The organism is Streptomyces sp. NPDC051662 (assembly GCF_040681655.1).
Lineage (GTDB): Bacteria > Actinomycetota > Actinomycetes > Streptomycetales > Streptomycetaceae > Streptomyces.
The window spans coordinates 282,658-307,671 of sequence record NZ_JBFAZD010000007.1 but is presented as its reverse complement, the minus strand read 5'-3'; the positions used below and the strand labels follow the sequence as shown (position 1 = coordinate 307,671).

7 protein-coding genes (1 of these 7 only partly in view) are annotated in these 25,014 nt (G+C 70.0%); 1 reads left to right on the top strand and 6 read right to left on the bottom strand.

What is annotated here, in order from left to right; translation table 11 throughout:
• Nucleotides 1-255 precede the first annotated feature (255 nt).
• Nucleotides 256-1,056, top strand: coding sequence for a hypothetical protein (locus tag AB0M67_RS14720; protein ID WP_365745720.1), 801 nt, complete (start codon nt 256-258; stop codon nt 1,054-1,056).
• A gap of 820 nt (nt 1,057-1,876) precedes the next feature.
• On the opposite strand, the gene AB0M67_RS14715 is transcribed toward AB0M67_RS14720, so the two are convergent.
• The 6 genes from AB0M67_RS14715 to AB0M67_RS14690 all read right to left on the bottom strand — a co-directional run.
• Entirely contained in the window at nt 1,877-2,458 is a 582-nt protein-coding gene (locus AB0M67_RS14715; RefSeq protein WP_365745808.1) for a LuxR C-terminal-related transcriptional regulator, read from the bottom strand.
• 504 nt (nt 2,459-2,962) lie between these two features.
• Nucleotides 2,963-5,731, bottom strand: a complete 2,769-nt coding sequence (locus AB0M67_RS14710) for an AAA family ATPase (RefSeq protein WP_365745719.1) — start codon at nt 5,729-5,731, stop codon at nt 2,963-2,965.
• Nucleotides 5,721-8,486, bottom strand: coding sequence for an AAA family ATPase (locus AB0M67_RS14705; RefSeq protein WP_365745718.1), 2,766 nt, complete (start codon nt 8,484-8,486; stop codon nt 5,721-5,723). Before AB0M67_RS14705 ends, AB0M67_RS14710 begins: the two co-directional genes overlap by 11 nt.
• A 102-nt stretch (nt 8,487-8,588) precedes the next feature.
• A complete protein-coding gene (locus AB0M67_RS14700; RefSeq protein ID WP_365745717.1) occupies nt 8,589-11,492 on the bottom strand; it encodes an AAA family ATPase in 2,904 nt (967 codons plus the stop codon).
• A 603-nt stretch (nt 11,493-12,095) separates the two neighbouring features.
• Nucleotides 12,096-12,851: an alpha/beta fold hydrolase gene (locus AB0M67_RS14695; protein ID WP_365745716.1), complete on the bottom strand. Its 756-nt coding sequence runs from the start codon at nt 12,849-12,851 to the stop codon at nt 12,096-12,098.
• A gap of 483 nt (nt 12,852-13,334) precedes the next feature.
• A protein-coding gene (locus AB0M67_RS14690) for an SDR family NAD(P)-dependent oxidoreductase (RefSeq protein WP_365745715.1) crosses the window boundary here: on the bottom strand, nt 13,335-25,014 show its final stretch. The gene runs 21,290 nt beyond the window's last position; 11,680 of the gene's 32,970 nt are visible here — the last part of the coding sequence; its start codon lies off the right edge, out of view — the gene reads right to left on this strand; its stop codon occupies nt 13,335-13,337.

The window sequence follows — 25,014 nt, the reverse complement described above, 5'->3', positions numbered from 1 at the left end:
AAACCGGCGGCGAAATCCCACGGCTTCGTTTCGGGCGGCAGTTCACCCCTCGGTCTCACACCGCCCTTGAGCCAAGGGTGAGTTGGCATGTCGTGGTGACCGTTTCACACCTCGCCTTACGGGCGCCGCACCGCGAACTCGGGGCCGTTTCGCGCCCATCCGTTACCAGTCACAACGCAACAGCGCCTAGTCTGCTCTCCAGCGGTCACCAACGGGGGCAAAAACAGCGGTGACGCGGAACGAGAGGCCTACACCATGACATCCCCATCCAACACACCGGACAGCATCGAAACCACGACGGCGCTCCTGCGCGGTGAACTCCCCCAGCTGGAAACACAGCAGCAGTCCCTCGAACGGGAGCTGGCCGGCGTCACCGAGCGCCTGGAGTCGGTACGTACCGCCCTGGGCGCCCTGCAGGCACTCAGCCCCGCCCCCCAGGCACAGGAGACCGTGCCGGTGCAGCGGGCGGCGGAGCCGTCGACCGCGGAGACTCCCGTCGCCGAGGCACCCGTTGTGGTGACTCCCGTCGAGGAAGCACCCGCTGAGGAAGCACCCGTCGAAGAGGCGCCCGCCAAGGCGCCTGCCAAGGAGAAGTCCGCACCCGCCAAGGCGGTCAAGTCCCGCAAGTCCGCTTCGGCGTCGGCCCGTACCTCCACCGGGGGCTCCGGGGCGAAGTCGCAGGCGCCCAAGGAGCAGGCGCCCAAGGAGCAGACAGCCAAGGAGCAGAAGGCCAAGGAGCCGACGCCCAAGGAGCGGACGAGCCGCCCGGCCAAGAAGTCCGCGCCCGCCACGGCCACCAAGACCCGCGCGGCGAAGACGGCCGCCGCCGCTGCCGCCACGGCGGACGAGCAGGCGAGCGGACTGACCGAGCAGATCCTCGCGGTGCTCGCGGCGTCCGACGGCAACCCCGTCCGTGCCCGCGATGTGGCGCAGGCGCTGGGCCGTGACGGCACCCCCGGGAGCATCAACGCGGTACGCAGCACCCTCGACCGACTCGTCGGCACCTCGCGTGCCCACCGGGCCGGTCGTGGCCTTTACCAGGCGTCCGCCGGCTGAGGCTCCGACTGATCAGCCACCGCCCCCCGACACACCACCTGTGTCCGCCCCTCGTATCGAGGTCTGATCCGGACCGACTGTGGCTCAGCCATGGTCGGTCCGGATTCGGTCGCGACCGCGGGATTGAAGACATGGCGGGAGGGGAAAGGCCGTCCGGCGGCACGACCGGGGCGCGTGACTATGCACCTGGCACTTCTCGGCCACATTTTCCGGTCGAATACTGACCGAAGTATCCACGATCACCGTGTCCCGCCCGAATCGCCGGTCGAGTCGGTCAGCAAAACCACAAGCGACGGTGGCCAAAACCACACGGTAACCATTCCATTCGAACATCGGGCTTCGAAATGTGCCGCACCGCACAATTACGCTCGACCACTCGATCTCCACGGCGCGGCGTACGCGCCGTGGAGTCGAAGTGAAACGTTTCTCGCACGCCATCGACGAGAAATAGCACATACATGTCAACTCCACTATCGCCGGGCCGCCGGGTTCACTCTCCGCGCGACCGCGGCACAAGCCCTTCGGCGCGGCCCACGGCAATGCCCCGGCAAACAGACAACGGGGATGGCACAAGCGGACTCGGGCGAGAGAGATTTTACGTTCGCATGACCAACCGAACCCGCGGCGGACACCGGTCGAAATAGTCGGCGGAGCGGATCGATGAGGGAAGTCGGACATGAACGCAGAAACCCGCCGGACCGTGGCGCCCGGTCTAGGCGTCACGGTCCGGCGGGTGGATGCGTGGTCGGTGGATTCCGCGCTGGAGGCGGTATCGACCGCGGGGGACAGAGCCGTTGGCGGCCGGCTCCACCCACCGATGTCATTTGATGAAGTCCTCGACGACCTTCGGCGGCCAGGTGCCGACGTTCAGCACGCCCATCGAGTAGGCCCGGGAGACCAGGGCGGCCCGGTTGGGCACCCTGAGCTTCCTGAGCAGCCCCGTCACGTGGTACTCGACGCCCTGTCGGCTCAGATAGAGCCGCGAGGCCAGCGGGATGGTGGACAGACCCGCGGCTATGCCCTCAAGAATGCGCGCGTCGATCTCGGTGAGGATCTTCTTCTGGTTGGTGAGCACGCCCGCGTCCTCGGTCCCCTCCGAGGAGCGCATGAGCACCAGGATCGCCGCCACGTCGGGGGTTTCCCCGCTGACGGCCGCGGCCGTCAGCGTCCCGGCGAACGCGGAGTCCTCCGGTCCCACGGCCACCACGTGCGAGGCGAACCGCTGACGCTTCCCCTCCACCAGGCGGGAGAACTGGCGCATCAGCGGCTGCTGGACGCTGGGATGCACCAGATCGCGGAAGCTGCGGCCACAGACGCCTGCCGAGGAGTCACCGAACCGACGGAAGAACTCCTCGTTCGCCTGCTGGATGGTCAGAGCCGGGTCGAGTGAGGCCATGCACAGCCCCGGCTGGTCGAACTGCTGGGCGCGTCCGTGCCCGTTCTGGTCGGGTTTGAGGTCGCTCGTTGTGACCTGCGCCGAATCTGCGAGTGCAGCAATCGCCACGAGACCGCCATCCTTTCGGGTCCCCCCGATTTATTGGGAATACTCAACATCGCTATGTGGGGCGGATAACACCGGCAGTCGGTCTCTCGTGACCTCATTGACGGGGTTATCCATTTACTGAATTGAGAGTAGGTAGCTTTGCGCTGGCCCGTCAACAAGAGCCCTGTTCACATGGCTAAAGCTGTGGTCCCGCCCCGGGAAGGTTCGGTCCGCAATGACGATGACTACGGTGGGAAAAACCCGGCATGCCGGGCGGGACGGATTGGCGCCGCATCCGTGCAATTCAGCCTTGTTTGAGGTTCCCCTGAGGTTCGTGCGGCAAGCCGGGCCGAACCAGGTCGCACAGGGGCCGCACAGGCCACAGCGTCACGTAGCATGCTGTTAACAGTTACGTGGCGGAGTCTACGCGGGAAGAGCATCCGCCAGCTCATGCCGGCCCGAGATGCCAAGCTTGCGATAGGAATTCGTAAGATGTTTCTCGATGGCACGTGAACTCACACCGAGTTCACCCGCAATTTCCTGGTTGGTGAGCCCGCGGCCGACAAGAGTGATCACCTTGCGCTCGCTGCGGGTGAGCACGGCGGTCTTCGGCGCGGAGGTCGTACCGAGACCGTGCTCGGCCCGCTCGACCAGCCAGGGAGCGCCGCAGGCCGCCGCGACCGTGCCCGCCTCCCGTAGCGCCGCCTCCGCCTCGGGACCGCTGCCCAGCTGCCGGCCCAACAAGACGAGTGTCCTGGCGAGTTCCAGTTGGAAGGAGGAGCCGCGCAGTACGGCGACCGCTTCGCGCAGCAGCGGAACACCCTGCGCGCCCTGGAGCCAGCCCTTCAGCCGCAGGGCGCGGCCGAGCCCGGCGGGTGCTCCCCACTCCGTGCCCCAGGCGAGTTCCTCATCGGCGAGCCGCAGCGCGGAACGGGAGTCCCCGAGCCGCTGGTAGAGGCCGATGGCATGCGGACGCCATGGGAAGAGCGCCGAGTTCCGCCAGCCGGAGACGTCCAGTTGACGGCCGCAGGCGAGCAGGGACTCCAGCGCTCTGGGCCGCAGCCCCCGCTGGGCGTCCACCGACGCCTGGAGTATCTGCAGTGCGGCCGTCAGGGCCAGTCCCGCGGTCCGGCGCCGCAGGGCCCTGGCGAGGATCCGCTCGCTGAGCGCCGGATCACGCAGTTCGAGCGCGACCGTGGAGAGAATCATGATGGAGGCCTCGCGCCAGTCCGCCTCGGCCGACGCCATGGCACGCTCGACGTATTCGCGTGCCTGGGCGGGCCTGCCCTGCGAGACGAGGACGAACGCACGTTCCGCGAGCAGAAGGACGGTGTCGGCGCCGGTCGCGTTCTGCCATCGGGCCTGCTGCTCGGTCGACAGCCACGAGGCCACGTCCTGTACCGACTCGGCGGCGAAGAGCGTGATGACGACCAGCGGCAGCGCGGTGTGCGCGCCCGCCGAGGTGGCCGGTTCGCGTTCCAGGATGCGGCCGCCCACGCGTGCCACCTCCGCCGCGGTCAGCCCGCCGGTGAGCGTGCCGGAGAAGAGGAGCACGGCCACCAGTTCGCGTTCGGCCACGGAGCCGAGCGGGGGTTCCTCCCCCAGCTCGCGCAGGCGTGCCATGGCCGACGCCAGCTCGCCCGGGTTCTCGTGTCCGTCATGCCTGAGCCGGGCTTCGAGCCGCAGGGCCATCTCCCGTGCGGGACCGTCCAGTTCGGCGGGCCGTCCCAGCTCCTCGCCGACACCGCGCAGGAGCGCGGCCGATGCGGGGGGTACGGCGCCGAGCAGCGGCGGCGGAACGCGCAGCGCGGCGGCGGCCCGGTCCCTGACCGTGGTCAGCAGAGGCATCGCCTGGACGATATGGCGCCGGCATGCCTCGGGGTCGAATCCGCGCTCCGCGGTGGCCAGTTCGACCAGCAGTCTGGCCCGGCTCTCGTCCTGGGGGCGGTGACCGAGCAGCGCACGGCGCAGATAGCGGGCGGCGGTCTCCGGCGCGCCCCGGCGCAGCGCGGTGTCCGCGGCGCCACGCAGCACCATCACCGACCACGGGCGGCCGAACGTGGTGACGGCCATCAGATGGGCCGCGACCTGCTCGGCGGGACGGCCGCTGCGGTACAGCAGATCGGCGGCGGCGGCGTGCCAGCGCTCGCGTTCGGCCACCGACATCGCGGATTCGACGGCGTCCTGGACGACGCGGTGGACGAAGCCTGGTTCGCGCGCGTCGGTCAGCAGCCCCGCCTCGCGCAGTGCGCGCCGGGCGGCGCCGAAGCCGATCTCGTCCAGTCCGGCGAGTTCCGTGATGAGCGCGGGGTCTCCGTGGCCGCCGAAGGCCGCGATCGCCGCGGCCGTGTCACGTACCGCCTGTGGCCGGGTCCGCAGATAGCTCGCCAGCCGCTCCCGCAGCCCGGCGGGCCGCAGGGCACGTACCCGCTCGGTGTGGTCGGCGGTCGGCTCACAGCCCCGTGCCTCCATGCCAAGCAGCACGGACATCAGGAACAGCGGGTTGCCGCCGGTCACCTCCTGACAGGCGCGTACGTACTCCTCGTCCCCGGGCACGCCGGACCGTTCGCGGATCACCGCCCGGGTGGCGTCGCGCGACAGCGGGGCGAGGCGCAGAATCTGGGTCGAGGCGGCGGCGATCTCGCGCACCAGGGCGTGTCCGGCGTCCTGGTCGCCGTCCCGGAGCGTGCAGACGAGCACGACCCGCAGTCCGCGCAGCCGTTTGGTGAGGTACGCGAGCCAGCGCAGGGAGGGGATGTCCACCCACTGGAGGTCGTCCACGAGGATGAGCAGCCGGGCGCGTTCGCTGATGTCGGCGAGCAGCGAGCGCGGACCGTGCAGGGTCGCCTCGCACGCGGCGCCGGCCGGGATGCCGTCGGCGCCGAGCATCAGGCCGGTGGCCCGGTCGGGGTCGCACGCCCAGCGCTCGCGCTGCGCCTGCGAGGCACCGGCGAGCAGACTGTCGAGCAGCTGCCTGACCACACCGAACGCGAAGTCCCGCTCCATCGGGGCGGCGTTCGCCCGCAGGACGCGGACGTCCGTGCCGGAGACGACACCGGGCAGCCGGCGCAGCAGGGCCGATCTTCCGATGCCGAGGGGTCCGGACAGCAGTATCACCGATGAGGTGCCCTCGTCCGCGGCGTTCAACGCGGCCCCCACCCGTGCCAGTTCCGAATCCCGCTCAAGAAGCATCGCTCTGCCGCTCTCCCATGTTCCTCACCAGTACGCACAGCTCCTCGCGTCCGGTGATCCGCAGCTTTCGGTAGGTGTTGCTCAGCCGCAGCTCGACGGTGCGTCTGCTCACGGAGAGCAGTTCCGCGATCTCGCGGTTCCCGTAGCCGCGTCCGGCGAAGGTCGCGGTGCGCTGTTCGGCCTCCGAGAGCGTGGTCCACTCCGGGGGCAGGGCGGGGGTCACCGGCCCGGCCGGCCTTTCCAGCCGTTCGGTGAGCCCGCTCACCACCGCCGCCAGCCGGCTCGACGGATGAGCCGCGGTGAACGGGGAGAGCTGGGCGAGGGAACGCGCGGCGGCCCGGCTGTCGCCCTCCTCCAGTTCACAGGAGGCCAGTCGGGCCAGCGCCCACGCGTAGGCCAGCCGGGCGGGTGAGGAGCCCAGGACGCGGACCGCCTCGCGGGCGGCGATCACGGGCCTGCCGCCGGCGCCGGTCATCGGGACGGTCCACAGCTCGGCGACGCCGAGCGCGCTCGCCGCGCCCCACCGGCGGGAGAGCCTCAGCTCCTCCAGGCCCAGCCGCGCCGCCTCCTCGCGGTCGCCGAGGGCGTAGCAGGCCTCGGCGGCCTGCGGGCGCCAGCACAGCAGCGCCGGATTGCTCCACTGTCTGCGCAGCAGCCGTCGGCCGCTCTCCTTCGCCAGTTCCAGCGCCTCGGTCCAGCGTTCGTCGACGGCGGCGACCCGTGCCCTGGCGTAGAGGAGGGCGGACCAGGGCACGCCCTCCTCCGCCCCGGGCGGCGTGGGCGCGGCGGCGAGTGAGCGCGCGTAGCCCTGGCGGCCGGATTCCACCGCGCACGCGATACGCAGGGCCGTCAGGCACGGGACGATGAGCGGATGCCTGCTCGACATCGGCAGGGCCCGTTCCGCGCTCTCGATGTCCCGTTCCACGGCGTCGAACCGGCCTGCTTGCAGGGACAGTTCGGCGCGTGCCGTCAGGATCCGCGCGGTGGCCGCCCTGCGATGGTCGCGCCGTACGACGGTGAGCAGCGCGTCGAGCTCGGCGGCGGCTTCTTCGTGGTCGTCGGTCAGGATGAGCGCCCGGCAGGCGGCGAGCCGGGGCAGTATCAGGGGCGTGTCGGGGCCGTCGCCCGCGAGGGCGGCGCGGGCCAGCGTCCTGGTCGCCACCAGGTCCTCGCCGCGCACCGCGAGCTGCCAGGCCCGTACGCCGCTCTGCGCGGGGGTCGAGGGGCGGTCGGGCAGTACGGGCACCTCGGGCACCATCGGTTCCGTGTCGTCCCGTGACTCGTCGGCGAGCCAGAACAGCGCGATCAGACTGTCCCGTTCGCCGGGCCGGACCTCGCACAGCGCCTCGGCCGTCGCGCGGCGTGCCCAGTCGCTGTCGCCGCGGGCCAGTCCGAGGTCGACGGCGCGGGCCCGCAGTCCCTCCGGGGCGCCGCTGCCGGCCCGGACGAGTTCACCGAGCCTCCGGTCCCCCGCCAGGGGCGCCGACATCGTTTCGGCGGCGGCCAGTTCCAGGGTGAGCCGGGCGCGCTCGCGCGGCTCCAGCGGTTCGCGCAGGGCACGGGAGAGATACGCGGCGGCGCGGCCGTGGTCCTCCGCCGCCAGGGCCGCCGCGAAGCTCTCGCGGAGCGTGCTGACCACCCAGGGGGCTCCCAGCGGCGGCGTACGGAGCAGGATCTGGGCGACGTCCTCGTCGTTCGCCCAGGCCCGGTGGGCCAGTTCGGCGGCCCGGGAGTGCAGCTGGGCCCGTTCGTCGGTGGCCATGTCCTCCAGCACCCGGGTCTTCACCGCGGGGTGGCGTACCTGTGTCCTCGTCCCTCCGGAGACGGCGAGCCCGGCCGCTTCCAGCATCACACGTACTTCCTGGCCGCGTACGGGCCTGAGCCCGGCCAGCGCGCGGACGAGGGGAAAGCTGAGCAGTTCGCCGCAGACGGCCAGCGCCCGCAGCAGCGCGACCGCCTCTGCGGGCAGTCCGTTCAGCGAGCGCGTCGCGTGGTCGCCGACGACAGCGGCGGTGATCGTACGTAGCTCGGGCAGCCGGGCGGCGACCGGTTCATGGCCCTGGTCGGTGAACCGGCACAGCACATCGCGCAGTACGGCGGGGTTGCCCTCGGTGGCCGCCGCGACCGTCGCGGTGAACCGCTGGTCGCCGGCGGTGCCGCAGACCGTCTCCACGACGGTGCCGACGCCGTGCTCGGTCAGTCCTCGCAGCACGAGTTGCTTGCTGGGCACCGGGGAGGCGGGCAGCAGGCTGAGCCAGTCCCTGCCCTTGGCCGACACGCCGCTGCCGCTCGCCAGCACCGCGACCGGTGTGTCCGGGGTCAGCCGCCTCACCAGCGCGTGCAGCCAGCGCAGGGAGGCGGGATCGAGCCATTGGGTGTCCTCGATCACCAGGAGGGTAGGCATCGTCTGTGCGAAGTGAAGGGTCGCGTCGAGTCCGGGCAGCGGATCGGGCTGCCGGTGCTCCATCAGTTCCCGCAGCGAGGCCCCGGCCGAGCCCTCCTCGGTCTGGCCCGCCATCGATGTCATGAGCTGCGCGATCACGCCGTAGCGCACCTCGCGTTCGGCCGGGGCCGCTTGAGCGTGCAGCACACACAGTCCGCCGTCCCGGGCTCGCCGGGCCGCCCATCTCAGCAGCGCGTTCTGCGCGTGGCCCGGTCTTCCGGTCAGGGTCACGATGCCCGCGCGTCTTCCGCCCAGCGAGGTGAGCAGGGAGGTCAACGCCGCTTGCTCACGCCCGCGTTCGAGCAGGTCCATCCCGTCTCGATGGGTGTCCGGTCCGTACGTCCACTCCAGGGACCGCGTGCTCAGACAATTGTCGTTCCGGCCAGTCACACGCACCGCCTCGCCCCGTTCGCTTCAGCGTCGCCAGCGTGATTCGGATACCCAGCCCGGTGGTTGCCCATCGGGGATGTCGGGTGTGCGCAGGACCGCGCTCAGTTCGGTACGCCCGCTCACGCCCAGTTTCCGGTACACGCTGGTCAGATGTGTTTCGATGGTGCGGACCGTGACGAACAGGGTCTCCGCGATCGAGCGGTTGCTGGCGCCCGCCGCGGCGAGACCCGCCACCCTGCGTTCCATCCCGGTGAGCATGTCGAGCGGTGAGGCACTCATCTTCCGCATCCTGCCGCCGGCGGTGACCAGCAGCCTGCGGGAGACGCCCGCGAGCGCCAGGGCCCCGCAGCGCTGGGCGAGGTCGGTGGCGGTCCGCAGATGCTCACGGGCGCCGCGCTGGTCGCCGGTCTTCAGCAGGGCACGGCCGAGGACGAATTCCGCGTTGGCGTGCTCCGCTCTGGCGGGCGAGCCGGCCAGGGTGAGGACCGATTCTCTGAGCGATTCGATGCCCGTGCCACCGGGGGCGATCACCCCGCGGGCGAGCGCGGCGAGCCCGAGGGCGCGCGGGGTGCCCCATCGCTGGGCCAGTTCGCCGCCGTACTCGGCCATCTCCCTGGCCTCGTCGCCGCGGTTCATGACCGCGAGCAGACACGCCGCCTCGGACCACCAGGGCAGAAACGCCGGATTGCTGAACCGGGACTCCTTCAGCGATCTGCCGCATTCGAGGTAGAGACCGAGCGCCGCCTCCCGGTCGCCGAGCGCCGATCTGGCGCGGGCCCGTGCCATCAGAGACCAGTGGTATTCGATGACGAACCGGTCGAGGCCGCCCCGCTTGATACCCCGGATCACTTCCTCGGCCCGTTCGGCCTCGCCCCGTTCCACCAGCATCGTCGCGAGCGCGATCTGCGGCAGCGCGGCGCCGTCGCCCCATCTCTCCTCGCCGATGATCTCGATGGAGGTCTGCGCGTCGGCCAGGGCGTCGGGGAACGCGCCCGCTCCGTGCAGCACCAGGGCGCGTGTGGACAGCGCGAGCACGAAGGTCCAGACAGCGGCGTTGTCCTGGCTGTGCTGGAGCATACGGTCCAGTGCGTCCACCGCCTCGTCGACCTCGTCGGCGAGGCTGAGCGCGAACGACGAGGCGAGCAGCGGCCAGCTCTCCAGCTCCGCCCCGGGTGAACTCATCGCGCGGCGGGCCTGTTCGACCGTCCGCTCCGCCGAGCGGCCGTCCATCGCGGTCAGTACAGTCATCATCGCGAGCATCTGGCGCTGGGCCGGCGTATCGCCGGGAGGCGCGGTCAGCAGCGCGGCCCGGTCCAGGGTCGCGGAGACCGTCGCCTTCTCGTCCGCCCCGACGATCAGCAGGACCGACTCGACGAGCGTGTGCAGCTCACGGTCGGCGGGATCGGGGCCGGGGCCCAACTCGGCTTCCAGTTCGGCCAGGACCTCTTCGAGGACCCGTACGCCGGCGGGCGACCGCTGAACGGCCAGACAGACCATTCCGTACCGCACGGCGACCATCGCCCTGGCGCGTGGGTCGTCGGCCAGCGACAGCGCCTCCTCCAGCAGCCGGATGGCCTCCGCCGGATTGATCTCCGCGAGGGACGTGGCCATCTGGGTGCGTACCGGCACGCTGTCCGGTTCCACCTCCAGTACGCGGTGCAGATAGCGCACCGCGGCCTCGGGAGCACCGCGCCCCTCCGCCTGAACGGCCGCGTCACGGAGCACCGCCGGCATCCACGGCTGAGTCAGGGCGGGCAACAGCAAGAGCCGGCCCGCGACTTCCTCGGCGGGGCGGCCCGCGTCACTCAGCAGCAGGGCGGCTCTGGTGCGCAGCCCGGCAAGCGCCTCGGGGCCGAGGGGTGCCAGCACGGCCGAACGCACCACCTCATGCACCAGGTCGGCCCGGTCCGCGGCGAGCACCTCGGCGCGCCGCAGGGCGACAACGCCCTCCGCGACGAGCGCGGGGGGCACATCGGCGAGCATGCCGACCAGATCGGGGGACTCCTCGCCGAGGACCGCGATGGCCCGGGCCACCTCCCGTACCCAGAGCGGCTGATTGTCCAGCAGCGCGCTCACGGAGGACGCGATCACCTGGCCACCGACCTCGGCCACCCTCCGAACGCCCTTCTCGTCGGGCTGCACGCCCTCGGCGCGCAGTTCGCCCAGGAGCCGGCTCAGCGTCAGGGGGTTGCCGCCGGAGACCGCGGCGGCGCGCTCGACGAAGGACGGTTCGACGGGCACCTGGAAGATCTGCCGGGCCATCTCGCCGACGGCCGCGCGCGTGAGCGGCGCCAGCCGCATCAGGGCGGGCCGGCGCTGCGCGGCGATGTCGGCCAGCGCGGAGTGCGCGACCGGCTCGGCCTCGCTGCGGTGGGCGAGCACCACCAGCAGCGGCAGATCGTCCGCGCGGCGCAGCAGGAAGTCCACCCAGCCCAGGGAGCGTTCGTCGCACCAGTGCACATCGTCCAGTACGAGCACGAGCGGTCGGTCCACCATCAGATTCGCCGCGAGCCAGTACAGCCCGTGGAGCACCGGATAGGTGGCGGACGCGCCTAACCTCTCGTGCTCGAAGGGACCGGCCGTGAGGGCGGGCAGCGCGCGACGGGCGAGACCGCGCAGCAGCGGGGAGTTCCTGGCGTCCTCACCGCTGAGCCCCAGCGAGCCGAACAGCTCGCGTACGCCGCCGTATCCCGCGCCCGCGGCGACTTCGCCGCACGACCCGTACAGCACGGCCATGTTGCGGCACGCGTCGCTCTTGAGGAACGCCCGCAGAAGGCTGGTCTTCCCGATGCCCGCGGGGCCGGACAGCATCACCAGGCCCGCGCGTCCGGCGCGCGCGGCCTCGGCATGGCGGCTCAGCGCCCGCAGCTCACGGGCGCGACCGACAAGACTGCTGGACAAACCGGAGAGGTCGGCCTGTTCCAGCATCTTGGTCTCCTCGCCTCTCGGGGGACACAACAGACGCGATGACTCGTCGACGCGTACCGCACATCCCGCACATCTCGCAAAAACAGCTGAACGTTCCACGATCGACAGCGCGAAGTTGCATGATCACAAGATCCCGCAACCCACGAAGCCCACGAGGCCCGTTTCGGCACTTGGGGACTACCCAGCGCGAACTGGATCAAGCACTACTGTCCGCTGGACGCCATTGCACCGTCCGGGAGTTGGTGACATGCCCGCCGGAGAGCCGCCCGTTCTCCGGGCAGCGCTCCACTCCGGAAACCCGGATGTCCGGATAACCGGATGATCCGGATGACCGAACAAGAAGACATTCTTCCAGAGCTGCGAGCACGACCGCGCCAACACCCGCGCCAGAAGCGCATCAGGAAGCACACACCACCCAAAGGTGTTGATCATCCGAGAGATGTTGACCACTCGGAGCCACTGATCACGGAGGTGCACGACTCGGACAGGTCGGTCGCCCAGTAGTATCGGTCGCTTATCGGAATCGATCGCTCAGTGAGGTCGGTCGACGCGGTTCGCCGACGCCGCTCCCCGCTTCCGTCGGATCGGCGGACTGACGGGGCCCTAGGCTTGAGGCGAGAGATGGTTCCGCAGGAGCGCGATCACCGCCGGCGCCTGCGAACTGAGGAAGAAGTGCCCGCCGGGGTAGACCTTCAGGTCAAAGGCTCCCGTGGTGTGGCCACGCCAGTCCTCGGCCTCGTCCAGCGTGGTCTTCGGATCGTTGTCGCCGGTCAGCGCGGAGATCGGGACCCGGACCCTCGTCGCTGGATCGCAGCGGTAGGTCTCAATGGCCCGATAGTCACTGCGGATCGCCGGGAGGATCATCCGTAGGATTTCCTCGTCGCCCAGCAGCGCCGTATTCGTGCCGGACAGCAGCTTCAGCTCGGCGACGATGCCGTCGTCGTCGCGCTGATGCACACGCTCGTCCCGGTGGCGCGAGGGGGCGCGCCGGCCGGAGGCGAACAGATGGGAGAGCTCACCGCCGTCGGCCTCGAAGCGCCGCGCGACCTCGAAGGCGATCGTCGCGCCCATGCTGTGCCCGAAGAACGTGGTCGGCCGGGCGCGCAGCTGCTTGCGCAGCGCCTCGTAGATCTGATCGGCCATGACCCCGAGATCGCCGGGGCTGGCCTCCTTGCGCCGGTCCTGACGGCCGGGGTACTGCACCGAGAACACCTCGGCCACGGACGACAGTTGCGCGGAGACCGGGAAGTAGAAAGACGCCGAGCCACCCGCGTGGGGGAAACAGAAGAGTTGTTCCGAGCTGGCCGGTGCTGGATGAAAGCACCGCGCCCAGAGGCTCTCCTCGGTGGACGTCGTCATGTGTTGCATCCTCCTAGGGGTGGGCCAAGCGATCCGGACCGCGCGACGGTCCGGGCCTCCGGGCCGGTGACAGCGGAACCTGACGGGACGTGGCACAACGCGAGCGCCGTGATCTCGCCGACGCGACCGAACGTTCCATGCGGCACTCCTACCCAACAGAGCGGGCGGGCGACTCACGTCACCCGGCTCTCACTCTCTCACCGACCGCCACTTGTCGGCCCGGTGACCGACCACCCCATTCCACTAGGACGGACAGTGGGAAATTCCCTAGTCTCTGTATGGACTTCGTATGGACATCGGTGGCGGAAACCACTCGTGAGTGAAGGAACCGCCTTCGACGCACCGGCCGACCGAGGGGTCCGGGAGAGGCCACCGGGTCCAGGAGTGGCCACGGGGGTCCGGGAGACCTGGGCCGCCTTCCGGAGAGCCCGTCTCCCGAAGACCCCAACTCCCGGAGGCCCCGGCTCCCGGAGACCCCGCCGGTCAGGACAGACCGAGTTCGTCGTCGAGGAGTGCGAACACATCGTCGTCCGACGCCGCCTCCAGGTCGAACTCCCCGGAGCCGTTCGCCGACTCCTGCCGCAGCGCGGCCCATTTCGACCTCAGCACCTCGATGCGTCCGGCGACATGCTTGAACTCCTGCGCGTCGACCGTCATCTCCGTGATCGCCGCCTCCAACTGGTCGAGTACGGCGAGCACCGATCCGGCTCCGGTGACCTCCTCGGTCACCAGCTGGGAGTGGAGATGGTCCACGACCTCGGCCGGGGTGGGGAAGTCGAACAGCAGGGTGGCCGGCAGGCGCAGCCCCGTGGCCGCGTTCAGCCGGTTCCTGAAGTCCACCGCCGTCAGCGAGTCGAAGCCGAGCTCCTGGAACTGCCGCGAGGCGCCGATCGCCGTTCCGTCCGCGTGTCCGAGCACCACGGCCGCCTGATCGCGGACCAGCGTCAGAAGAACGTCACGACGCTCCTCGTCGGTCAGTCCGGTCAGCCGCTGCCCGAGCGATTCGGCCGACCGCGGAGCGGCCGTCGCCGACCGCCGGGACGGTGTCCGGATCAGACCGCTGAGCAGGGGCGGGACCTCGCCCTGGGCGCGGAGGGCCGCCAGATCCAGCTGTACGGGCAGTACCAGCGCCCGCGGGCCGGTGGCCGCCGCGTCAAAGAGCGCGATGCCCTGCTCGATGGAGAGCGGCGGCATCCCGGAGCGGGCCAGACGACGCATGTCCGCCTCGGTCACCGTCCCCGTCATCCCGCCCGCCTGATCCCACGGACCCCAGGCGAGCGACACACCCGGCAGACCCTCAGCCCGCCGACGCACCACCAAAGCATCCAGGAAACTGTTCGCGGCAGCGTAGTTACCCTGCCCCGCACCACCGAACACCCCCGCCACGGACGAGAACACCACAAACGCACCCAGACCGAGATCACGCGTCAACTCATGCAGATGCCACGCCGCATCCACCTTCGGCCGCAGGACCGTGTCCAACCGCTCCGGCGTCAGCGAACCCACCACACCGTCATCCAGCACACCCGCCGCATGCACGACCGCCGAGAGCGGATGTGCGGCGGGTACGGCTGCCAGCACCTCGGCCAGCGCTCCCCGGTCGGCGACATCGCAGGCCGCGGCCGTGACCTCGGCGCCGAGCCGCTCCAACTCCTCGACGAGCGCTCCCGCGCCCTCGGCAGCAGGACCCCGACGGCTGAGCAGCAGCAGCCGGCGTACGCCGCGTTCCGCGACCAGGTGCCGGGCCAGTACGGCGCCGAGTCCACCGGTTCCGCCGGTGATCAGGACCGTGCCGCCCCGCTCCCAGCTCTCCGCCGCCTCTTCCTTCTCCCCCTCGGGGGGAGTGACCTGCTCCGGGAGGGTGACGCGGTCCAGCCTGGCGGCCCTGGCCTCGCCCCCTCGGAGCACCAACTGCGGTTCATCGGAGCCGAGAGCCCAGCTCAGCGGGGACGACGCCGCGGCGTCGTCCGACGGGTCGAGGTCGAGTAGCCCGAAGCGGCCCGGGTTCTCCGACTGCGCGGACCGCACCAGACCCCATACAGACGCCGCGGCCAGATCGACCACAGGCCCATCATCCACACCCACCGCTCCCCGCGTCACAAACACCAGCCGCGACCCGGCAAACCGATCCTCGACCAGCCAACCCTGAATCAACGCCAAGGACGCGGCAGTCAGCGCGTGGACCGACTCCGCGACCCCATCCCCGCTCCTGTCCTTGTTCTCGTACGACGTACCGTCGATGCCCACCAGCACAGTGCCCGGAACCGGGGACTCCCCGGCCACCGACGACACCAGATCGGCATAGGTCCCGACCGCCCCGACCTCCACGCCGGCATCGGCCATACCCTCGACAAGTCCCAGCGTGTCCGGACCCAGAACGACCACCGACCCCGGAACATCCGACCCGGCCGCAGCCGTCACCGGCATCCACCACAGCCCGAACAGAGAGTCCCTGCCCACACCAGCCGGGCCGTTCAACTGCTCGCTCGACAGAGCCCGTACGAGCAGTGAGTCGACCGAAACGACCAGCTGACCCGAAGAGTCAGCGGCAGCCACGGACACCGCGTCCTTACCGACCGGAGCCAGCCGCACCCGCAGCGCCGACGCACCCGCCGCACGCAGCGACACACCCTCCCACGAGAACGGCAAACCACCACCGGTCCCCTCAGCGTCACCGTCGCCCGCCAGAAGCGAGGCATGCAGAGACGCGTCAAGCAACGCCGGATGCAGACCGAACGCCGCAGCCTCACCCTCCGCACTCTCCGGAAGACTCACCTCCGCAAAGATCTCACCATCACGCCGCCAGGCCGCCCGCAAACCCTGGAAGACCGGACCATACGCGAACCCGATCTCGTCGAACCGCTCATAGCACCCCTCAACATCCAGCACCTCAGCACCAGCCGGCGGCCACACCGTCGCATCGAAACCGGTCTCCGCCCCCTCTGAGCCGCCCTCCAGCGAACCGCTGGCGTGCTGGGTCCAGGAAGCCTCCGCCACGTCCTCCGGGCGCGAGTAGACCCCCACCGAACGCCGCCCCGACTCATCAGGACCACCGACCACCACCTGTACCTGCACCGCACCACGATCCGGAAGAACAAGAGGCGCCGCAAGCGTCAACTCCTCCACCCGATCACAACCAACCTCGTCACCAGCCCGAATCGCCAGCTCAAGCAACGCCGTACCCGGGAGAAGAACACGACCCATCACCACATGATCAGCCAGCCACGGATGCGACTGAACCGACAAACGACCGGTGAACAACACGCCTTGACCGGCAGCCAGTTCGACGGCCGCGCCCAGCAGCGGATGCTCGGCCGAACCCAGACCCGCCGCGCGCACATCACCGGCGGCAGCGGACTGCGAACCCGCCGGCCAGAACCACTGGTGCTGGAAGGCGTACGTGGGCAACTCGACCCGCCGCGCCCCCGTCCCCGCGAAGAACCCGGTCCAGTCAACCGTCGCGCCGTGCGCGTGCAGGCGAGCCAGCGCGGTGAGGGCGGTCAGTTCCTCGTCACGGTCCTTGCGGAGGATCGGGACGATCGCCGCCTCCTCCGGCGCGGTCTCCTGCGCCATGGCCGACAGCACACCGTCCGGCCCCAGCTCCAGGAACGTACTCACACCCTGCTCGGCCAGCGTCCGCACCCCATCGGCGAAACGTACGGCTTCGCGGACATGCCGTACCCAGTACTCGGGCGAGCACAGCTCCTCCACCGAGGCCAGAGCGCCCGTCAGATTCGACACCACCGGGATACGCGGAGCCTCGAACGACAACCCCTCCGTAACCGTACGGAAGTCATCCAGCATCGGCCGCATCAGAGGTGAATGGAAAGCGTGCGACACCCGCAGGCGCGTGGTCTTACGACCCCGCTCCGCCAACCGCGCCGCCACCGCCAGGACAGCATCCTCATCACCCGACACGACAACCGAACCGGGACCATTGATCGCGGCAATCGACACCTCGTCCGACAGCAACGGAACGACTTCCTCCTCCGTCGCCCGTACCGCGACCATCGCACCACCGGCCGGCAGCGCCCGCATCAGCTTCGCCCGCGCCACGACCAGTGTGCAGGCGTCCTTCAGCGAGAACACCCCCGCCACATACGCCGCCACGATCTCACCGATCGAATGACCCGCCACGAACTCCGGCCGCACACCCCACGACTCCACCAACCGGAACAACGCCACCTCAACGGCGAACAACGCCGGCTGCGTGAAACCCGTGTCATTCAACAGCTCGGCATCACCACCCCACATCACCTCACGCAGGGGCCGATCCAACTCGCCGTCCAGCACGGCAAGTACCGAATCCAGCGCCTCCGCGAACACCGGGAACCGCCCATACAGCTCACGACCCATACCGAGCCGCTGACTGCCCTGACCCGAGAACAGCACCGCCGTCTTCCCACCGACGACCGCACCCGACACCGCCGAACGATCCGCATCACCAGACGCCAGAGCCGCAAGGGCTCGCACCGCTTCCGCAGGCTCACCGGCCACCACCACAGCCCGGTGGTCGAACGTCGACCGGCCCGTCGCCAACGAGAACCCGACATCCACCGGCCGCAGCTCCGGCCGCGCCTCAACGTAGGAGAGCAGCCTGGCGGCCTGGGCCGAAAGCGCCTGCTGGCTCTTGCCCGAGAGGACCCACGGCACCACAGCGGGCGAAGCGGACTCCGCCTCGAAGGGCTGCGCCGGTTCGGCGGACTCGGCCGACTCGGCCGCGAACTCGGCCATCGGCTCCGGCTGTTCCAGGATGACATGCGCGTTGGTTCCGCTGATCCCGAAGGACGAGACACCCGCACGCCGTACCCGGTCGGTCTCCGGCCACCGCGTCTGCTCGGTCAGCAGCTCCACCGCACCCGCCGACCAGTCGACATGCGACGACGGCTCGGTCACGTGCAGCGTGCGCGGCAACGTTCCGTACCGCATCGCCAGCACCATCTTGATGACACCGGCGACGCCCGCGGCTGCCTGGGTGTGACCGATGTTGGACTTCACCGAACCGAGGAGCAGCGGACGCTCCGGGTCACGGTCACGCCCGTACGTCGCGAGCAGGGCCTGCGCCTCGATCGGGTCACCCAGCGTCGTACCCGTACCATGCGCCTCCACGGCGTCCACATCGTCCAGGGACAGTCCGCCGCTGGCCAGCGCCTGACGGATCACGCGCTGCTGCGACGGGCCGTTGGGGGCGGTCAGACCGTTCGACGCGCCGTCCTGGTTGATCGCGCTGCCGCGCAGCACCGCCAGCACCTGGTGACCATTGCGCCGCGCGTCGGACAGCCGCTCAAGGACCAGCATGCCGACACCCTCCGACCAGCCCACGCCATCGGCGGACTCGGAGAACGCCTTGCACCGGCCGTCGGGCGACAGACCCCGCTGCCGGGAGAACTCCACGAAGGTGCCCGGGGTCGACATGACCGTCACACCGCCCGCGAGCGCCAGCGAGCATTCGCCGCCGCGGAGCGCCTGGGCCGCCAGATGCATCGCGACCAGAGACGACGAGCACGCCGTGTCCACCGTCACCGCCGGACCCTCGAACCCGAAGGTGTACGAGACCCGGCCCGAGGCGACGCTTCCCGCGCTGCCCTGGCCCTGGTGTCCTTCGAACTGCTTGCCGTTCAGCGTGGTGCCGTAGTCGTTGTACATCACCCCGGCGAACACGCCGGTCGCACTGCCCATCAGCGACACCGGGTCGATCCCGGCCCGCTCGATCGCCTCCCACGAGGCTTCGAGCAGCAGCCGCTGCTGCGAGTCCGTCGCCATCGCCTCGCGCGGGCTCATCCCGAAGAAGGCGGGATCGAACTCGCCCGCGTTCTCCAGGAATCCGCCCGAGCGGGTGTACGACGTGCCTGCGTGGTCCGGATCCGGGTCGAACAGCCCGTCCACGTCCCAGCCACGGTTCGTCGGGAAGCCCGAGACCGCGTCGACGCCCTCGGTGACAACGCGCCACAGATCCTCCGGCGAAGCCACCCCGCCCGGGTACCGGCAGCTCATCCCGACGACCACGATCGGATCGTCGGCAACGGGCGGCAGCATCCGGACCGGGATCGTGGTCTCGGCCTCGGTGCCGAACAGCTCGTCGCCGAGATGGTCCGCGAGCGCTGTCGCGGTCGGGTAGTCGAAGATCAGGGTGGCTGTCAGCCGCAGACCCGTCACCGTACTCAGCCGGTTCCGCAGCTCCACCGCTGTCAGCGAGTCGAAGCCCAACTCCCGGAACTGGGAGGTGGCGTCGACCGCTGCCGCGTCGGCGTGGCCGAGTACGAGGGCGACCTGACTCCGTACGAGGTCCAGCAGTTCGTCGTGCCGGGCGGACGAGGTCAGTCCGGCGAGCCGGCCGAGAAGCCCGGTAGCGGCGGCGGTGGCCGATCCGGCGACCGCGCTCCGACGGGAGCGGGTACGGATCAACGACCTCAGCAGCGGTGGAACTTCACCCTGTGCGCGCATTGCGGGGAGGTCCAGCAGCACCGGTGCCACCACGGTCAGGCCGGAGGCGAGCGCCGCGTCGAAGAGCGCGATGCCCTGCTCGATGGAGAGCGGCGGCATCCCGGAACGGGCCAGACGCCGCATGTCCGCCTCGGTCACCGTCCCCGTCATCCCGCCCGCCTGATCCCACGGACCCCAGGCGAGCGACACACCCGGCAGACCCTCAGCCCGCCGACGCACCACCAAGGCATCCAGGAAACTGTTCGCGGCAGCGTAGTTACCCTGCCCCGCACCACCGAACACCCCCGCCACGGACGAGAACACCACAAACGCACCCAGACCGAGATCACGCGTCAACTCATGCAGATGCCACGCCGCGTCCACCTTCGGCCGCAGGACCGTGTCCAACCGCTCCGGCGTCAGCGAACCCACCACACCGTCATCCAGCACACCCGCCGCATGCACGACGGCGGTCAAACGGTGTTCGGACGGTACGCCGGCCAGCAGCCCGGACACGGCGGACCGGTCGGCGAGGTCGCACGCGGCGACCGTGACCCGCGCGCCGTGTGCGGTCAGATCGGCGACCAGTTCGGCGGCGCCGGGGGCCTCCATACCCCGTCGGCCGGCCAGCAGCAGATGGCGCACACCGCGCTCGGCCACGAGATGCCGGGCCAGGACGCCGCCCAGACCGCCCGTACCGCCGGTGATCAGGACCGTACCCTCACCGTCCCAGGCCGGGCCCGCCTGGCCGCCGCTCTCGCCCGTGGTCACGGAAACGTGGGCGGGTACCTGGGCGGATACGTGGGCGGGGGCAGGTACGCGGGTCAGGCGTCCCGCGCGAATCGCGCCGTCGCGGACGATCAGCTGCGGTTCGTCGGAACCGAGAGCCCTCCGTGCTTCGGACAGGGACGACAGGTCGGTGGGGAGATCCAGGAGCCCGAAGCGGCCCGGGTTCTCCGACTGCGCGGACCGCACCAGACCCCATACGGCCGCCGCGGCCAGGTCGACGACAGGCCCATCATCCACACCCACCGCTCCCCGCGTCACAAACACCAGCCGCGACCCGGCAAACCGATCCTCGACCAGCCAGCCCTGAACCAAGGCCAGGGACGCGGCAGTCAACGCGTGGACCGACTCCGCGACCCCACCCCCGCTCTTGTCCTTGTTCTCGTACGACATACCGTCGATGCCCACCAGCACAGTGCCCGGAACCGGGGACCCCCCGGCCACCGACGACACCAGATCGGCATAGGTCCCGACCGCCCCGACCTCCACGCCTGCATCGGCCATACCCTCGACAAGTCCCAGCGCGTCCGGACCCAGAACGACCACCGACCCCGGAACATCCGCCCCGGCCCCAGCCGTCACCGGCATCCACTCCAGCCCGAACAGCGCGTCACGGACGAGGTCCGCGGAAGCGGGGCTGTTCAGCTGCTCGCTCGACACGGCCCGTACCAGCAGCGAGTCGACCGAAACGACCAGCTGACCCGAAGAGTCAGCGGCAGCCACGGACACCGCGTCCTTACCGACCGGAGCCAGCCGCACCCGCAACGCCGACGCACCCGCCGCACGCAGCGACACACCCTCCCACGAGAACGGCAAACCACCACCGCCCCCGTCAGCATCACCGTCACCCGCCAGAAGCGAGGCATGCAGAGACGCGTCAAGCAACGCCGGATGCAGACCGAACGCCGCAGCCTCACCCTCCACACCCTCCGGAAGACTCACCTCCGCAAAGATCTCACCATCACGCCGCCAGGCCCCCCGCAAACCCTGGAAGACCGGACCATACGCGAACCCGATCTCATCGAACCGCTCATAGCACCCCTCAACATCCAGCACCTCAGCACCAGCCGGCGGCCACACCGTCGCATCGAAACCGCAGTCCGACGCGGAGGTGTCGGCGGTCGTCAACCAGCCGCTCGCGTGCTGGGTCCACGGTGCCTCCGCCACATCCTCCAGGCGCGAGTAGACCCCCACCGAACGCCGCCCCGACTCATCAGGACCACCGACCACCACCTGCACCTGCACCGCACCACGATCCGGAAGAACAAGAGGCGCCGCAAGCGTCAACTCCTCCACCCGATCACAACCAACCTCATCACCAGCCCGAATCGCCAGCTCAAGCAACGCCGTACCCGGGAGAAGAACACGACCCATCACCACATGATCAGCCAGCCACGGATGCGACTGAACCGACAAACGACCGGTGAACAACACGCCTTCGGTTTCGACGAGTTCGACGGCCGCACCGAGCAGCGGGTGCTCGGCGGAACCCAGACCCGCGGCTCGCACGTCCCCCGTACCGCCCAAGGGGCCCGCCGGCCAGAACCACGTGCGCTGGAAGGCGTACGTGGGCAACTCGACCCGCCGCGCCCCCGTCCCCGCGAACAACGCCGACCAGTCCGCAGGAACTCCCCGCACATACAGCTGGGCCAAGGCGGCGAGCGCCGTCGACTCCTCGTCACGGTCCTTGCGGAGGATCGGTACGATCGCCGTCTCCTCCGGCGCGGTCTCCTGCGCCATGGCCGACAGCACACCGTCCGGCCCCAGCTCCAGGAACGTACTCACACCCTGCTCGGCCAGCGTCCGCACGCCATCGGCGAAACGTACGGCTTCGCGGACGTGCCGTACCCAGTACTCCGGCGAGCACAGCTCCTCCGCCGACGCCAGAGCGCCCGTCAGATTCGACACCACCGGGATACGCGGAGCCTCGAACGACAGCCCCTCCGCCACGGCGCGGAACCCGTCCAGCATCGGGTCCATCAACGGCGAGTGGAACGCGTGCGACACCCGCAGCCACGTGGCCTTACGGCCCCGCTCCTCCAGACAGGCCACGACCTCCAGAACCACATCCTCATGACCGGAGATCACCACCGACGAGGGCCCATTGACAGCGGCAACCGACACCTGGCCCTCCCGCTCGACCAGCAGGGGCAGTACCTCGTCCTCCGTCGCCCGCACCGCGACCATCGCACCACCGGCCGGCAACGCCCGCATCAGCTTCGCCCGCGCCACCACCAGTGTGCAGGCGTCCTTCATCGAGAACACCCCCGCCACATGCGCCGCCACGATCTCACCGATCGAATGACCCGCCACAAAGTCCGGCCGCACACCCCACGACTCCACCAACCGGAACAGCGCCACCTCAACCGCGAACAACGCCGGCTGCGTGAAGCCCGTGTCATTCAGCAGCTCGGCATCCTCACCCCACATCACCTCACGCAGTGACCTCTCCAACTCGCCGTCCAGCATGGCGAGTACGGAGTCCAGCGCCTCCGCGAACACCGGGAACCGCCCATACAGCTCACGACCCATCCCCAGCCGCTGACTGCCCTGACCCGAGAACAGCACCGCCGTCTTCCCACCGACGACCGCACCCGACACCGCCGAACGATCCGCATCACCAGACGCAAGAGCCGCAAGGGCTCGCACCGCTTCCGCACGGTCACCCGCCACCACCACAGCCCGGTGGTCGAACGTCGCCCGACCCGTCGCCAACGAGAACCCGACATCCACCGGCCGCAGCTCCGGCCGCGCCCCGATCGACGACAGCAGCTTGGCCGCCTGGCCGCGCAGCGCCTCGGCCGTCTTGCCCGAGAGCACCCACGGGACCGTGCCCGGCTCGGTCTTGGGGGCTTCATTACGGCCCAGGACCGTTCCCTGGATGACGGTGGCCGGCTGTTCGAGGATGAGGTGGGCGTTCGTGCCACTGATCCCGAACGACGAGACACCCGCCCGACGCGGACGACCGACCTCCGGCCACTCGACCGGCTCCGTCAGCAGCTCCACCGCGCCTTCCGACCAGTCCACATGCGACGACGGAGCGTCCACATGCAGCGTCCGCGGCAGCACGCCATGGCGCATCGCCATGATCATCTTGATCACACCCGCCACACCGGCCGCAGCCTGCGTATGACCGATGTTCGACTTCACCGAGCCCAGCAGCAGCGGACGCTCCGGATCGCGATCACGGCCGTACTCGGCAAGGAGCGCCTGGGCCTCGATCGGGTCGCCGAGCGTGGTGCCCGTACCGTGTGCCTCCACCACATCGACCTCGTCCGCAGCCAGTCCGCCGCTGGCCAGCGCCTGACGGATCACCCGCTGCTGCGAAGGACCGTTGGGGGCGGTGAGGCCGTTCGACGCACCGTCCTGGTTGACGGCCGAGCCACGGACCACGGCGAGGATCTCGTGGCCGTTGCGCCGCGCGTCGGACAGCCGCTCAAGCACGAGCATGCCGACACCCTCCGACCAGCCCACGCCGTCCGCCGCGTCCGAGAACGCCTTGCACCGGCCGTCGGGCGACAAACCCCGCTGGCGCGCGAAGTCCACGAACACCGACGGGGTCGACATCACCGTCACACCACCGGCCAGCGCCAACGAGCACTCACCGCTGCGCAGCGCCTGCATCGCCCAGTGCATCGCCACCAGCGACGACGAGCACGCCGTGTCCACCGTCACCGCCGGACCCTCCAGGCCCAGCGTGTACGAGACCCGGCCCGACGCGAGGCTCGGCGAGCTGCCACTTCCCTGGAAGCCCTCGAACTCCGGGCCGCCCAGGACAGCGCTGTAGTCGTTGTACATCACTCCGGCGAATACACCGGTCGTACTCCCCTTCAGCGACACCGGGTCGATCCCGGCCCGCTCGATCGCCTCCCACGACGCTTCGAGCAGCAGCCGCTGCTGCGAGTCCGTCGCCAGCGCCTCACGCGGCGACATTCCGAAGAACGCCGGGTCGAACTCGCCCGCGTCATGCAGGAATCCGCCGGAGCGGGTGTACGACGTGCCCTTGTGGTCGGGGTCCGGGTTGAACAGCCCGTCCACGTCCCAGCCACGGTTCGTCGGGAAGGCGGAGATCACATCGCTGCCTTCGGTGACCAGGCGCCACAGATCCTCCGGCGAGGCCACCCCGCCCGGGTAGCGGCAGCTCATGCCCACGACCACGATCGGATCGTCGGCCACCGCGCCCACACGCGTGCCCACCGGCACGGCCACCGCGGCTTCGGAGCCCAGCAGTTCATCGAGCAGGTGATCGACCAGTGTCTCGACCGTCGGGTAGTCGAAGACCATCGTCGCGGGCAGTCGCAGCCCGGTCACGGTGTTGAGACGGTTGCGGAGTTCGACGGAGGTCAATGAGTCGAAGCCCAGGTCGCGGAATGCGCGTCCGGGGTTGACCGCGTTGCCATCAGCGTGGCCAAGAACGAGCGCCACCTGTCCACGTACGAGGTCCAACAGCACCTCCTGACGCTCCACCACCGTCAGCCCCACCAGCCGCTCCACCAGACCGGCAGCCGTCGCCGAACCGGCCACCGCCGCAGCACGACGCGACCGCGAACGGATCAACGACCGCAGCAACGGCGCAACCTCACCCTGCGCACGCAACACCGGCAGATCCAACCGCACCGGCGCCACCACAGCATCACCACAACCCACAGCCACATCGAACAAAGCCACGCCCAGCTCCACCGACAACGCCGGCACACCCGCACGAGCCATCCGCCCCGTATCCGCCTCCGACAACGCCCCCGTCATCCCACCCGACTGATCCCACGGACCCCACGCCAACGACACACCCGGCAAACCCTCACCCCGCCGACGCTCCATCAACGCATCCAGGAACGCGTTACCCGCCGCGTAATTGCCCTGCCCCGCACTCCCGAACAGAGCAGCGATGGAAGAGAACACGACGAAGGCGGAGAGGTCGTGGCCGCGCGTCAGTTCATGCAGGTGCCAGGCCGCG